Below are 13,523 nucleotides of genomic sequence, written 5' to 3' on the forward strand. Positions count from 1 at the left end.
ATGACAATCAATGTTTCACGCCGTGGTTTCCTCAAAGCAACCGCTGCTGGCACCACCGCCCTTTTGGTCGGTGTAAACGCCAAGGGTGTTCTGGCCGCGGGCAGCACCGCATCCGCCGCCACCGATTTGAACCCGTTTGTTAAAATCGATGCCGATGGCACGGTCACTGTCATCATCAAGCATTTTGAAATGGGTCAGGGCACGACAACCGGACTGACCACGCTGGTCGCCGAAGAACTTGATGCCGACTGGGATGCTGTCGCCATTGATTTCGCACCGGCCAATACCGAACGGTATAAAAACCTGTTCTTTGGCGCACAGGGGACCGGTGGGTCGACCTCAATCGCCAATTCGTTCATGCAATACCGCGAAGCCGGTGCAGCCGCACGTGATCTTTTGGTCCGGGCCGCCGCCCAGAAATGGGGTGTGGATGCCAGCAGCATTTCGGTTGAAAACGGCATGCTGACATCTGGTGGCAATTCTGCGCATTTCGGTGAGTTTGTGGCCATCGCCGCAACGCTTGAAGCAATCGAAAAACCAACGGTCAAAACCCCCGATCAGTTCAAACTGATTGGCAGCGAAAAACTGCACCGCAAGGACAATACCGGCAAAACCAATGGCACCGCGATGTTTGCCATGGATGTCAATCTGCCCGGCATGATTTATGCCGCGATCATGCGCAGCCCGAAATTTGGCGGCACGGTCGTGTCGTTTGACGATAGTGGCGCCAAAGACGTTGGTGGCTTTATCGCCGCACAGGTTCTGCCCAACAAGGCCGGCGTGGTGGCGTTTGGCAAAAACACGTGGGCGGCGTTTCAGGCCCGTGATGCGCTGTCGGTTGAGTGGGATTTCAGTGCGGCTGAAACGCGCAGCACCGATGCCATGATCGCCGATCACAAGGCGATGCTTGATGCCCCGCAATTTGACGTCAATCACGAAGTCCCACTGGCCTCCGTCGCCCCGATTTTGGCCGATGCGGCCACAACGATTGACGCAGAATTCGATTTCCCGTTTCTGGCACACGCGCCGCTGGAGCCGGAAAACTGCACGATTGAACCCACCGAAAAGGGTGTTCGCGTCTATGACGGTTGCCAGTTCCCGACCTTTACCCAGCCAATGGTCGCCGCCATCCTTGAACTTGACCCGTCACAGGTCGAGGTCAAAACGCTTTATGCCGGTGGATCATTCGGACGGCGCGCCAATGCCACGTCTGATTACAATACCGAAGCCGCGATGGCCTTTGCCGTTTCCGGGCGCAAGGTTCCGGTCAAACTGGTCTGGAGCCGCGAAGACGATATCAAAGGCGGTTATTACCGCCCCATGGCCGCCCATCGCGCGAAAATCGGTCTTGATGCCGATGGCAAGATCATAGGTTGGGACCACCGGGTTGCGGTTAAGTCCATCGTCAAGGGCACACCCATGGCCGGTATGGTCCAGAACGATGTCGACCCGACATCGGCCGAAGGGGTTTCTGAAAGTCTTTATAACGTGCCCAATTTCGGCATTGGCCTCAGCGATTTCCAAACCCCGGTTCCGATCAACTGGTGGCGTTCGGTCGGGCATAGCCATACCGGGTTTGTCATGGAAACCCTGATGGATATGGTCGCAACCCAAACCGGGCAAGACCCCATTGAGATGCGTCTTTCGATGCTCGATGGTGGTACTGCCAATCAGGCCCGCATGATCGAAGCCATCAAACTGGTCCGTGACATATCGGGCTGGAAAAAAGGCGATAAGCGCGGCTTTGCCAGCCACCTTTCGTTTAATACATGTGTTGCGGTTGTTGCCGATATCACGGTTGAGGAAACCAGTGTGCACGTCAACAAACTGTTCATGTCCGTCGAATGCGGGGTTGCCATCAACCCCGATGTGATCCGGGCACAGATGGAGGGCGGGGCCGGATTTGCGCTGAGCACCATCTTGCGCAATCAGATCACACTGACCGACGGGGAAGTCGATCAATACAACTTCCCGGACTATGAGCTTCTGCGCAACGAAGAGATGCCTGAAATCGAAGTCGCAATTGTTCCGTCAAACAATGCACCAACCGGTGTTGGCGAACCGGGCGTTCCCCCGACCGGACCGGCTGTCGCCAATGCCATTTTTGCACAAACCGGAAAGCGGATCATGGATCTTCCCATGACCAAGGCCGGTTTCGACTTCGTGTAAGGCATACTGCCCGGAGAACCAAATTTCTTCCCCCCCCCCTCCCTTGTGTTCTCCGGGCAGCCCCTTTTCCCTTGAAGGGAACAGATAATGAGCAACCAACTTTCTGCGATGCTAAACGCCTGGCATGCGAACCGTGACGCCACCGAATGGGTTTTGGGCACGGTGTATCGCACCGACGGCTCGGCCTATCGCAAGGCCGGGGCGATGATGCTGATCAATGGTCATGGACAGCAGTTCGGCCTGCTTAGCGGTGGCTGCCTTGAGGCCGATATTATTCGCAATGCCCGCAAGGCCATGATCACCGGCAAGGCGGTGATGCTGGTCTATGATGGCAATGACGAAGATGATCTGTCGTTCAAGCTTGGTGTGGGCTGCGGCGGCACGGTCTACATCATGTTGCAACCGGTCACCGCCCAAAATGATCTCGGCCTGTCCGATTTGCATCACGCTTTGACACAGCGCGAAAGTGGTCGGTATTTTCAGAAAGTCGGCGACGTTGCCGGACATTTTGAAACCGGCGATATCACCGGACACGACAGCCCACAACAGTCCGCCCATATTGAAAAGCGGACCGATGGTGACTGGCTGATCACACCGATCCGCCCTGAACCCCATGTTCTGGTGGTCGGGGGCGGGCTTGATGCGCGCCCCGTGATTAACATCGCCCATGAAATGGGATGGGTGACGACACTTGTTGATCCGCGTGCCGCCAATGCACGCGCCGAACATTTCGCACATGCAGATACGATTTTGCGCAAGATTGACGATGATCTTACCCGCCATGTGTTTGAGGCCAAAGTCGATGCCGTTATCCTTATGGCCCATAGCATCAGCATTGATGGCGATGCCCTTGCGGTCCTTAAAAACACACCGATCAAACATCTGTCGGCCTTGGGCCCCAATCATCGCTTTGCCGAGGTGTTGAAGCACGCCGGGATCAACCGTTCTGATCTGGCATTTGATATCTCCAGCCCTGCCGGTCTTGATATCGGCGGACAACTGCCAGAAAGCATTGCCCTTTCGATGCTGTCGGGCATTCATGCCGGACTGTTTAAACAAAGTGCCGTGCCCGCCGTTTCCGCTGTTCCCGCCATGGCGCGTGCCGCAGAATGATACCGTTAGCGTGATGAACACATCTGCCAAGGCCAAGCCCCCGCCCCACCCTCTTGCCGTGCTGCTTCTTGCCGCAGGTGAAAGTGCGCGGTTTGGCGGACGCAAACAGCTTGCCGATATCAACGGCAGCCCGATGATCTGCCACACCATCGAGGCATTAAGCACGATTGCCGGGGCAGATTTGTTTGTGGTTCTGGGTGCCTTTCAGGATGACATCGCGCCTGTGATCAACGCGCCTGCCCATATTATCAAAAATGACAGTTGGGCATCGGGCATGAGCAGTTCCATCGCGGCCGGAATGGCCAAAATCCAGCATCACGGGTCTTATGATGGCGTTTTGATTGCGCTGTGTGATCAGGTCCGTCTTGGCCGTGCCGATTATGATAAACTGATTGCCGCGTTCGACGGACAGAATATCGTGGCCACCCGCCATGATGACGGATTTGGTGTTCCGGCGATTTTCCCGGCACATATGTTTAAATCGCTCGCGGTGCTCAATGGGCAGGCCGGCGCACGCAAGGTTCTGAATGGGGCGCACCATGAAGTGATTGGCGTCGATCTGCCAAATGCGGCAGATGATATCGATACACAAGATGATCTGATCGCAATGCGCGCGCAGAACACCTAAGTAAGCGATTTGGCGACGACATGAATGTTTCGGGCAGCCCCCCGATTGGAAGTGCGGCATACTTGACCGCCGCAGGAAAAGAGACGACGTGAATGAAAGCAACTGCAAACATCATGGTCCTTCTGGTCGAGGACAACATGGATATCGCCGCCACCATCAGTGATTATCTGACGATAGAAGGCGTTGAATGCGACCATGCCTATGACGGGGAAACCGCCTATCAACGCGCGTTGACCGGTGAATATGACGTCATCCTGCTTGATGTCATGTTGCCGTTTCGCGATGGGTTGAGCATTTGCCGGGCCCTGCGCGATGAAGGCATCGACACGCCGGTCTTGATGCTGACCGCACGCGATACCCTTGAAGACAAGGTCGAAGGGTTCCATGCCGGGGCGGATGATTATCTGGTTAAGCCGTTTGAGCTTGAAGAACTTTTGCTGCGTACGCGGGTCCTGTCACGTCGGCGCAGTGGCGAGGTCAAACGGTTTGCGCTGCGCGATTTGATGATTGATTTTGAAAACCGGTCGGTTGTCCGGTCAGGTCAAAACATCAATGTATCGCCAACCGGCTGGACCATTTTGGAGGTGCTGGCACAGAACAGCCCACGGGTTGTCACCCGGTCGCGTTTGTCGATGGCGCTGTGGCAGGGGGACCCGCCCGATACCAATGCGCTGAAAACGCATCTTTACAAATTGCGTCATCGGATCGACAAACCGTTTGAGCAAAATCTGATTCACACCATTCCGGGCCAGGGCGTGGCCCTGCGCGAGTAACTGTTATGAACACCACCTGTTGTGCCCCCAAAACCCGATCCTTTTCGCGCTTTGTGCGCAATTACGTCTTGCTGGGATTGGTGGTCACGCTGGTTCTTTATACTGCGGTGCTGAATTTCTACATGCTCTATGGCAAGTGGATGGTCGCGGCCTTTCAGCTTCAACTGATTGCCGAGCAATATGACGATCAGCTTGCCCGCGACCCGGATGCTCCGTTGCCCAAGGGGTTCAACATTGAATCCTTTGAACGTTTTGACGAACTGCCCGCAGAGCTGCGCGCACATGCACGCCCCAATGACCTCGAACTTAACGAACTTTTCTATATCAACACGGATCAATATGCCGACCAGAAAGACCCAGAAAATCCGATCTTTCTGGTTTTTCCCCATCAGCTTGCCGATGGTCGCGAAATCCTGATTTTGCAGACCTATCATGTCGGTGATGGCGAAAGCGTCTTTTTTGAACGCCTGCACAACCTCGCTTTGCTTTCGATCCCGTTTGCCATGGCGGTTATTGGCATTTTTGCATGGTTCCTGTGGATCATTGGCAAACGCCTGACCAAGCCATCTGAAAACCTGCAAGACTGGGCCAACAATTTGACAACCGAACGGTTGGCCGATCCGATCCCTGATTTCGGGTTCGAAGAGCTGAATGACGTTGCGCGTGAATTGCATCGGTCGGTCAATCAGATTGACCAGTTTGTTGCGCGTGAACGTGAATTCCTACGCCAAGCCAGTCACGAATTGCGCACCCCTGTGACCATTGTGTCTGGTAATGTTGAATTGCTGGAAAAAAGCCCGCTTAACCAGACCCAGTCGCGGGTGATGACGCGGATCAAACGGGCAAACCGGAATATGCAGCAACTGCTGGAAACATTGTTGTGGCTGGGCCGGGACAACGCACCGGTCGGCAGCACCGAACACATCAGTTTCGCAGCCTTCATCGAACAGGAAATCAGTGACCTTTCCTATTTGACCGACGGCAAGCACGTCACATGCAGCTTTATCCCCGATAGCGAAGACACCGTGATTGCCACGTCACGGGCGGCCTTGATGATTGTCATATCCAACCTGATCCGCAATGCGTTTCAACACACCCCCAAGGGGCAGGTAACCATCACGCTAAACGGGACGGCATTGACCGTCAAAAACACAATTTCGACCTGCACGGGTGAATATACCACCCCGCAGGGTGAGGGCATCGGCCTGCAACTTGTCCGGCGTATTTGCGCGCGTCTGAATTGGCATTGCACGCCGACCCACCTTCAAAATGGTGGCATGTCGGTGACCTTTGACCCCGGTGCCGATACGCTGGTCAAACCAGAACCGGAACTTGTGACAAGCTGATCACGGATGGAATATGGTCGCCGCCGGATGGGTAAACGTCACCCGGCCATCCTTCATCCCCCAGATCGGACGACTGATTTCCGAGATGACCTGTGCGCGGCTTTTGGCGGGCAGGACAATAAAGCTTGCGGCCTCACCAACCGCGATTTTGCTGGATCGTCCCAGCAATTTGGCCGGGGCATCGGCCACCATGGCAAAGCAGGTTTCAAGTTCCGCCTCGGTCGAAAGTTGGCTGACATTGGCATAAAGATTTGCCATGCGCGACAGCGAACAATCGCCATAGGGCGTAAACGGGTTCAGCACATTATTGGTCGCAATCGTGCAACACACACCCTGTGCGGCCAGTTTGTGCGCCGGTGCGACCCCGTGTGGTACTGAATGGTCATGATCACGCCCGGTCAGGAAAAGATCGGTTGCAGGCAAGACCGTCAAACCAATCCCGGCGTCGCGCATCAGCGCAATCGTGTCATCAAGTTGTACCTTGGGCAGGACGGATAATTTGGTCACATGGCCAATCATCACCCGCCCCTGCCAACCAAAGGCGATGGCTTGTTTGGCAACTTCGTCCAAATGCCGCCAGCTGGCATCCAGATCGAAATCAAGATGGAAATCCAGATCAACGTCATAGTCGCGCGCCATTTCAAACAGGCGCAAAATCTGACCTTCGGGATCGGTATCCATATAGGGACACCCGCCGAGCAAATCCGCGCCGTTATCAAGGGCCGCGCGCAGTAATTCTTCGGTCCCCGGATAATTAAACAGGCCTTCCTGCGGGAAGACGCAGATTTCAATATCCATTGCCCAAACGTAATCGGCCTTCAGGCGCTTGATCGCGTTAAAGCCCGCAAGCCCGATGCCCGGATCAATTTCAACATGGGTGCGCACCGCATTGGTGCCCTCGGTAATTGCCTTTTTGATGACGCGTGCGCCGCGTGCGTAAATGTCATCTTCGGTAAAACCGCTTTTGGCGTTGGCAACCGCACTGATCGCCCCTTGGAGCGTGCCGGTTTTGTTTTTGGCCCGATCAAGGATACAGGCCTTATCAAGATGCAGGTGGCTTTCGACAAAGCCGCAACTGATCAACTGACCGTCCGCGTCAAAAACCGGGGCATCGCCGGTTAGTGACGTGGCAATTTCGATAATCTTTCCGTGGCCAACGGCAATATCAACCAGCGTGTTTTCACCGGGCAGGCAGGCGTTCCTCACCAAATAATCAAGCATCTTACTGTGCAACCTTTTTGGGTTCTTTTGTGGTTTGTTCGGCACCGCCAAGATAGGCGGCAATCAGGCGTTCATCGCGGCGAAGTTCGGACGCCTTTCCTTGGGCGACCACCTGTCCCTGTTCAAGGACATAGGCGTAATCGGCCACGGAAAGCGCCATGGTCGCCATCTGATCGACCAGAAGGATCGTCACCCCGTCATCACGCAGCTCACCCAGAATGGCATAGAGTTCCTCGGTCATGGCCGGGGCCAGACCAAGGGATGGCTCATCAAGCAAAAGTGCCTTTGGCTTTGCCACCAATCCACGCGCAATCGCCATCATTTGCTGTTCACCGCCCGACAAATGTCCGGCCAGACTGTTGATGCGATCACGCAGGCGCGGGAAGCGTTTCAGGATCGCTTCGAGTTCGTCCTTACTGACCGGTTTTGGTTGTTTATAGGCACCCAGTTCGATGTTTTCGCGCACGGTCAGTTCGGGGAAGACCTGCCGTCCTTCGGGGACAAGGATCAAGCCCTGTTCGACGATCTGATGGGGGGCCAGCGTATGGATATATTCGTTGTTTAAAACGATCTGGCCTTTTACCGGGCGCAACAACCCGGCAAGGGCGGTCAGGAAGGTTGATTTACCCGCCCCATTTGCCCCTAAAAGCGCGACCATTTCGCCCTGTTGGACTTTTAAATCAACCGATTGCAGGACCGGTGCGGCACCATATCCCGCCGTCAGACGCAGGGTTTCAATCACCGGGGAAGCACCGGGTTCGAACGGAATGGGACGCGGGCGGGCCTTCATTTCACCATCGCCAAGATAGGCCGCGATCACCTGTGGATCGTTTTGGACCGCCTGCGGCGATCCGAAAATGATCGGGGTTCCGGCATCAACCGCCAGAATATGGTCGGAAATGCCCATGACCATTTCCATGTCATGTTCGACCAACACAACCGTAATTCCGGCATCGGCCAATTGCCGCAACAGTTTGGCAAGCGACACCTTATCGGCATGCATCAAACCGGCTGCCGGTTCATCAAGCAACAACACGCCGGGTTTGGTGGCAAGTGACCGGGCAATTTCGACCAACCGGCGATCCACATGCGGCAAATCACCGGCCCGGGCATCAATATCACCAGCATAACCGCAAAATGCCAAAAGTCCTGCCGCGTGGCTGCGGTTTTTGTCCGATGCAATCACCGAAAACGGTGCACCAAACCGCCCGACCGGAAGGCCTGCAATCACGTTGTCGATCACGGACATGTTTTCAAACAGACGGGTTGCCTGATAGGTGCGCGCAATGCCACTGCGTGCGGCAAAGTCGGTGGGGCGTCCGGCGATATCCTGATCACCGATGCGCACCGCCCCTTCGGTTGGTTTGTAAAAGCCGCTGATGATGTTCAAAAGCGTGGTTTTCCCCGCCCCGTTTGGACCAATGATCGATGTTACCTGCCCCGGTTTGGCGGCAAAGGAAACGCTGTTGACGGCCTTTACCCCGCCAAAGGCAATCGACACATCATCGACGGTTAAGCCATCGGATTTTGGGTATGCTTTGAGACCCGCCTCAATCTCGGCAGGGGGAATGGCCGTGACACCGCGTTTGGCAATCGGGATGAAGCGTTCAACAACGCCAACCAACCCGCGCGGTGCGATCAAAAGCACCACAATCAAAAGGGCACCGAAAATCAGCAGGCGATATTCGGCAAAATCAGACAGGAGTTCTGGCAACAGAACCGAAACAGACGCCCCGACCAATGGCCCCAGCACCGTCCCCGCACCGCCAAGAATGACGGCGAAAAGATACAGGATCGACTGGCTGATCGGGAAGTTTGAAGGTGCGATAAACATCATCAAAGGTGCGTACAACGCACCCGCCAGACCGGCCATGGCAGCCGCAATGGCAAAGCCCGATGCCTTGACCGCAAAGGCGTTATAGCCAAGGGAACTTGCGGCGATTTCGGCATCGCGCATGCTGGTCATGGCCATGCCCCAGCCACTGACGGCCAGACGCCGGAACGCCAGCAAGCCAATCCCGCCGACAATCACACACAGCATCACAAGATCACGCTCGGCAAAGACATAAGACCCGATTTGCGGCATCGGAAAGCCCATCAGGCCATTTTGCCCGCCGGTCAAAGACCGCCATTCAATTGCGCCATGTTCGACAATGAAGGCGAAGGCAATGGTCACCATCGCCAAAAACGGCCCGGCCATCCGCACCGCCGATATGGCCAGCACACAGCCCGCAATCGCGGCAATTATGGTCGCGGCAAAAAGCGAGAACCAGAAAGTCAGCCCGGCCAATGTCAGGATCGCACTGGCGTAGGCCCCAATGGCGAAAAAGCCAACTTGGCCAAGCGACACAAGGCCGGTCAAACCATACAGAACATTCAGCCCCACACATAAAACCGTGGTGATGGCGACAAGTCCGATGATGAACTGGGTATATCCGCCGGTGATCGAAACGCCGATCAGACCACCGATGACGGCGAGAATGATCGTGCAATCGAGTGCCACGGGTTTGTTCAATTTCGGGATGGGATTTTTGAATTTGGGAAGGCTTTTCATCATCAGACCTTTTTGATCGCAGCACGGCCAAACAGGCCACTTGGTTTGATGGTCAGGACCGCGATCACCAAGGCAAACACGACAATGAAGGTATAGGACGAGCCGAGATAGGTGGTGACACCGGCCTCGACCAGCCCATAGATAAATCCGGCCAGCATCACCGCATAGGCCGATGTCATCCCGCCCAGAATGGCGACTGCAAATGCCTTAAGACCAAACAAGGTGCCCATATCGGAATGCACGGAAAACAGTGGCGCGATCAAAAGCCCGGCACAGCCCGCCAGCATGGATGAAATGGCAAATGATCCGGTCACCATGACGGTGGTGTTAATGCCCATCAGCTTGGCGGCCTGAAGGTTTTGCACCACGGCCAAAAGCGCGCGTCCTTGCCGGGTATGGCGAAACAGCGCGTGCAAGGCCAGCGCGACACCAATGGCGGCAATCGGGATCAGGATTTGTTGCGGATACACCCCGGTGCCAAACACATTCCAGCTTTCACCGACAAGGTTTGAGGGCAATGTGCGCGGCTCATTGCCAAAGGTGAACAGGACCACGTTATCAAGCAGGATACCGCCCGCAACCGTTGCCATTAACCAGGCTTCGGAATTGCGAATGGCAAATGGGCGGACAAGGAAAAACTCCACCAGAATACCGGCAACACCACAGCACAGGATCGCCAGCGGATAACCAATAATAACCGGAAAGCCATATTGTTCACAAAACACAAACCCCAAGACCGCACCCAGCATCACCATGCTGCCTTGCGCGAAATTGACTTTTGAGGACACCGAATAGGTGATCTGAAATCCGAGTGCGACCAGTCCGTACATACTGCCAAGACCGATACCGGTAATCAGGGCTGCGATTAAGAGTGTCATTGCCGGTTACCTGCTTGTCGATTGCACATAGGTGCAGCGTTCAAAGGGATAAAAACCCTTGCGGCACGAAGCACCGCAAGGGGTGAAAAAGATCGATTATTTGATCGGAATGATCTGACCTTCGACGAAATGCGCGAAGGTGTAATCTTCGGGACCAAGCGCGTCCTGATCGTCCGGGGTGAACGGCATGTCATAGGTTTTGATCATGCCTTTGATGCCAGAAATCTCGTACATGGCTTGGCGAATGGCCGCACCATCGGTCGAGCCGGCCTTTTCAATCGCAGCAGCCGTCAAAAGGGTTGCGTCATAGGCATTGGCAATGCCGGTTGCCGGGGTAACATCGGCCAGCGTTTTGATCTCAGGGAACTTTTCCTGAAGTTTGACAAACATCGGGTCGGCCGCATCGGTAAACAGATAGGTCTGAATGAAATGGACCTTTTCGCCAGATTTACCGGCAAGTTCGGTGAAACGACCACCGGCCGGGCCCCAATGCGAAGAAATCGGCACATCCCAACCCATGCGATCAAGCGACTTGATCACCTGTGCGGTCGGGGCCACGTTGGCCACGACAAACAGGGAATCCGCACCGTTTTCTTTTAGGCGGGTCAGCTGCGGGACAACATCAACGTCGTTTGATTCAAACTTTTCAATCCCGGCATGTTCCATGCCGCGTTTATCAAGTGCCTTGAGCAAACCCTTTTCATTGGACTCGCCCCACGGGTTGTTGATCAGGATCATGCCCGGTTTTTTCGCACCGTAATTGGCAATCAAATATTCAGTGATCGCTTCGTCGACATATTCATCCACGGCCGAAACACGAAAGACATAGTTTTCATCCGCACCGTTTTTGGTGATCCCGGTGCCTGCTGCCCATGGGCCGATGAACGGAATTTTCTGCTGATTGACGAACGGGACAATGGCAAAGGAAACCGGCGTATCAAGCCCCCCAATGATCGCAGCAACACCTTCGCGCTGGGCCAGTTCACGCGCTGCAACCAGACCTTTGCCCGGGTTGCCTTCATCATCACGCGATACAAGTTCAAGCGGTTTGCCAAGAACGCCGCCGTCGGCATTGATCTTGTCAATCGCAAGCATAATACCACGCGTAATCGCCTCACCCGATTTGGCCGACTGACCACTTAGCGCAGCAACAAGGCCGAGCTTGACGGTATCTTCGGCACGGGCGTTATGGGCGGGCAAGACGGCGGAAAACATCAGTACCGCCGCAGCACCCAGAAGGGCGGCACGGCGCGTGAGTTTCGGGATAGGCGAAGAAATAGGCATGTGAGACTCCCTGATTATATGACTTTTACAGTTGGTCGTCGCAGTTTCACGGTGCGCGCCAAATGACCTTCGCACTGCAGCAAGGGGCGTGCCAAAAACAGGAATTCAATATAATCAGATAGTTACGCGATTTTTGACCGCGTGAGATTTGTGCATTGCCTTATGTATACGCAAATTGCATGCAATTATTGCATAAAATTAGTGCATGCAAATTTTCTGCCCACGTATTATGCTCATCGCAGATCAAATGCCGTGAATGAGGATTTCCAAATGACTGAGACACCCGCACAAAACGTGCTTGATACCCTGCCACCAGAAGCCCAGACCGTGCGCGATTTCCTGGATGCATCGATGAAGCCCGACCCGGATCTGGCCGCGACATTCATGTCCGATGATGTTGTCATCACCTTTACCGATGGTCAGAAATACGACCATCCGGCAGGTACAACCGCGTTTAACGCGGCACGTTATAAATGGGTGAAAAAGAAGTTCGGTCAGTTTGACGTCGCCAAGAATGACGGCGAAACAGTGGTTTACAGCACCGGCTGGCTGTATGGCGAATGGCCGGATGGCACTGCGTTTGACGGCAACCGGTATGTTGATCGCTTTGTGATCAAAAACGGCAAGATCGTCAAAATGGATGTCTGGAATGAAAGTGCCGAACGCATTCTGGTGCGCAAGGGCATTCGAGCCTAATCACAGCTAGCTGGTGACACGGATGCAAAGGCACCCCGATATCCCTGATAACCGACTGATCTTGCGGACGGGTGGTTATGCGTACAGCGGTTTGCGTATATCACGCGCCGCCGTCACGCACCTTTTTGGCATAGGGTTCAAGCGCATCAAGATACACAAGCGGCCCACCCTCATCGGTGGTGAAAAGGGCCCGGTCGGCAACGGCATTAAGATGATGGCGCATCAGTTTGCGTGCGGCGTCCTCATCGCCGGTCGCCAGGGCTTCGATGATCTGGCGGTGTTCGGCAATGCCGCAATCAGTCGAATGGGGCCGGGCATACAGCGACAGCGTCAAACCACAGCGATAGCCGATTTCTTCGACGTAGCGCAGCAAAACCGGGCTTCCGGCAAGTTTTGCCAGCAGAATATGAAACTCCGTCGCCAGCCGGATCGACTTTGGCTCGGCCGCGTGTTCGGCCTCGACTTCCTTGGCAAGGTGGCCTTCAAGTTCGGCTATGATGTCCGGCGTCATATTCTTGATCACCCGGCTGATCACAAGGTCTTCGATCTGGGTGCGCAATTCAAACAGATCACGGGCTTCTTCAAGGCTAGGCTTGGCAACCATCGCCCCCTTGTTACGGCGAAGTTCAATCAGGCCTTCGGCGGCAAGCCGTTCAAGCGATTGGCGGATCAGCGTGCGGCTGACGCCAAACCGTTCGCCAAGCGAATCTTCGGGCAGCTTCATACCGGGCATCAATACCCGTTCAAGAATGGCCGACCGCAATGCCGAACTGATCATGTCGGTGCGATGTTTTACCTTATCAGATGCCTTCATGCCGATCCGTCACGTTTGATACGCCATACAATTTACCCGTCTCGTTT

11 protein-coding genes are annotated in these 13,523 nt (G+C 55.0%); 6 read left to right on the forward strand and 5 right to left on the reverse strand.

Annotation, left to right across the window (positions count from 1 at the left end):
* The 5 genes from COO92_RS12910 (at position 1) to COO92_RS12930 (ending at position 6,029) form a co-directional block, all read left to right on the forward strand.
* A complete protein-coding gene (locus tag COO92_RS12910; protein WP_101302719.1) occupies positions 1 to 2,169 on the forward strand; it encodes a xanthine dehydrogenase family protein molybdopterin-binding subunit in 2,169 nt (722 codons plus the stop codon).
* 87 nt (positions 2,170 to 2,256) lie between these two features.
* Positions 2,257 to 3,282 (forward strand): XdhC family protein, encoded by a 1,026-nt coding sequence (locus COO92_RS12915; RefSeq protein ID WP_101302721.1) that lies wholly within the window; start codon positions 2,257 to 2,259, stop codon positions 3,280 to 3,282.
* Between the two features lie 13 nt (positions 3,283 to 3,295).
* Positions 3,296 to 3,910 carry a nucleotidyltransferase family protein gene (locus tag COO92_RS12920; protein ID WP_101302722.1) on the forward strand — a complete coding sequence of 205 codons (615 nt, stop codon included), beginning with the start codon at positions 3,296 to 3,298 and terminating at the stop codon, positions 3,908 to 3,910.
* Positions 3,911 to 4,002: 92 nt separating this feature from the next.
* Positions 4,003 to 4,683: a response regulator transcription factor gene (locus COO92_RS12925; protein ID WP_101302724.1), complete on the forward strand. Its 681-nt coding sequence runs from the start codon at positions 4,003 to 4,005 to the stop codon at positions 4,681 to 4,683.
* Between the two features lie 5 nt (positions 4,684 to 4,688).
* Positions 4,689 to 6,029 (forward strand): sensor histidine kinase, encoded by a 1,341-nt coding sequence (locus tag COO92_RS12930; protein ID WP_101302725.1) that lies wholly within the window; start codon positions 4,689 to 4,691, stop codon positions 6,027 to 6,029.
* Here the strand turns inward: COO92_RS12930 and COO92_RS12935 are convergent, their stop codons facing one another.
* The 4 genes from COO92_RS12935 to COO92_RS12950 all read right to left on the reverse strand — a co-directional run bounded on the left by COO92_RS12935 (position 6,030) and on the right by COO92_RS12950 (position 11,966).
* Positions 6,030 to 7,250, reverse strand: a complete 1,221-nt coding sequence (locus tag COO92_RS12935) for an amidohydrolase family protein (protein ID WP_101302727.1) — start codon at positions 7,248 to 7,250, stop codon at positions 6,030 to 6,032.
* A 1-nt stretch (position 7,251) separates the two neighbouring features.
* Positions 7,252 to 9,807, reverse strand: a complete 2,556-nt coding sequence (locus COO92_RS12940) for a branched-chain amino acid ABC transporter ATP-binding protein/permease (protein ID WP_101302729.1) — start codon at positions 9,805 to 9,807, stop codon at positions 7,252 to 7,254.
* Positions 9,807 to 10,682, reverse strand: a complete 876-nt coding sequence (locus COO92_RS12945; protein WP_101302730.1) for a branched-chain amino acid ABC transporter permease — start codon at positions 10,680 to 10,682, stop codon at positions 9,807 to 9,809. Before COO92_RS12945 ends, COO92_RS12940 begins: the two co-directional genes overlap by 1 nt.
* Positions 10,683 to 10,778: 96 nt before the next feature.
* On the reverse strand, positions 10,779 to 11,966 hold the full coding sequence (locus tag COO92_RS12950; protein WP_022731425.1) for an ABC transporter substrate-binding protein: 1,188 nt from the start codon (positions 11,964 to 11,966) through the stop codon (positions 10,779 to 10,781).
* A gap of 270 nt (positions 11,967 to 12,236) precedes the next feature.
* Here COO92_RS12950 and COO92_RS12955 point away from each other — a divergent pair, with 270 nt between their 5' ends.
* The gene (locus COO92_RS12955; protein WP_101302732.1) at positions 12,237 to 12,662 is read left to right on the forward strand and encodes a nuclear transport factor 2 family protein; all 426 of its coding nucleotides are present in this window, start codon (positions 12,237 to 12,239) and stop codon (positions 12,660 to 12,662) included.
* 100 nt (positions 12,663 to 12,762) lie between these two features.
* Here COO92_RS12955 and COO92_RS12960 read toward each other — a convergent pair whose 3' ends face one another.
* Complete coding sequence (locus COO92_RS12960; protein WP_101302734.1) at positions 12,763 to 13,476, reverse strand: GntR family transcriptional regulator; 714 nt, start codon at positions 13,474 to 13,476, stop codon at positions 12,763 to 12,765.
* Positions 13,477 to 13,523 lie beyond the last annotated feature (47 nt).

Origin of the sequence: Thalassospira lohafexi (assembly GCF_002844275.1) — a bacterium.
Lineage (GTDB): Bacteria > Pseudomonadota > Alphaproteobacteria > Rhodospirillales > Thalassospiraceae > Thalassospira > Thalassospira lohafexi.

Coding starts and splice junctions, on each gene's coding strand:
- COO92_RS12925 (WP_101302724.1), top strand. CDS start 4,003: ATGAAAGCAACTGCAAACATCATGGTCCTTCTGGTCGAGGACAACATG.
- COO92_RS12960 (WP_101302734.1), bottom strand. CDS start 13,476: ATGAAGGCATCTGATAAGGTAAAACATCGCACCGACATGATCAGTTCG.
- COO92_RS12930 (WP_101302725.1), top strand. CDS start 4,689: ATGAACACCACCTGTTGTGCCCCCAAAACCCGATCCTTTTCGCGCTTT.
- COO92_RS12920 (WP_101302722.1), top strand. CDS start 3,296: ATGAACACATCTGCCAAGGCCAAGCCCCCGCCCCACCCTCTTGCCGTG.
- COO92_RS12950 (WP_022731425.1), bottom strand. CDS start 11,966: ATGCCTATTTCTTCGCCTATCCCGAAACTCACGCGCCGTGCCGCCCTT.
- COO92_RS12945 (WP_101302730.1), bottom strand. CDS start 10,682: ATGACACTCTTAATCGCAGCCCTGATTACCGGTATCGGTCTTGGCAGT.
- COO92_RS12940 (WP_101302729.1), bottom strand. CDS start 9,807: ATGATGAAAAGCCTTCCCAAATTCAAAAATCCCATCCCGAAATTGAAC.
- COO92_RS12935 (WP_101302727.1), bottom strand. CDS start 7,250: ATGCTTGATTATTTGGTGAGGAACGCCTGCCTGCCCGGTGAAAACACG.
- COO92_RS12910 (WP_101302719.1), top strand. CDS start 1: ATGACAATCAATGTTTCACGCCGTGGTTTCCTCAAAGCAACCGCTGCT.
- COO92_RS12915 (WP_101302721.1), top strand. CDS start 2,257: ATGAGCAACCAACTTTCTGCGATGCTAAACGCCTGGCATGCGAACCGT.
- COO92_RS12955 (WP_101302732.1), top strand. CDS start 12,237: ATGACTGAGACACCCGCACAAAACGTGCTTGATACCCTGCCACCAGAA.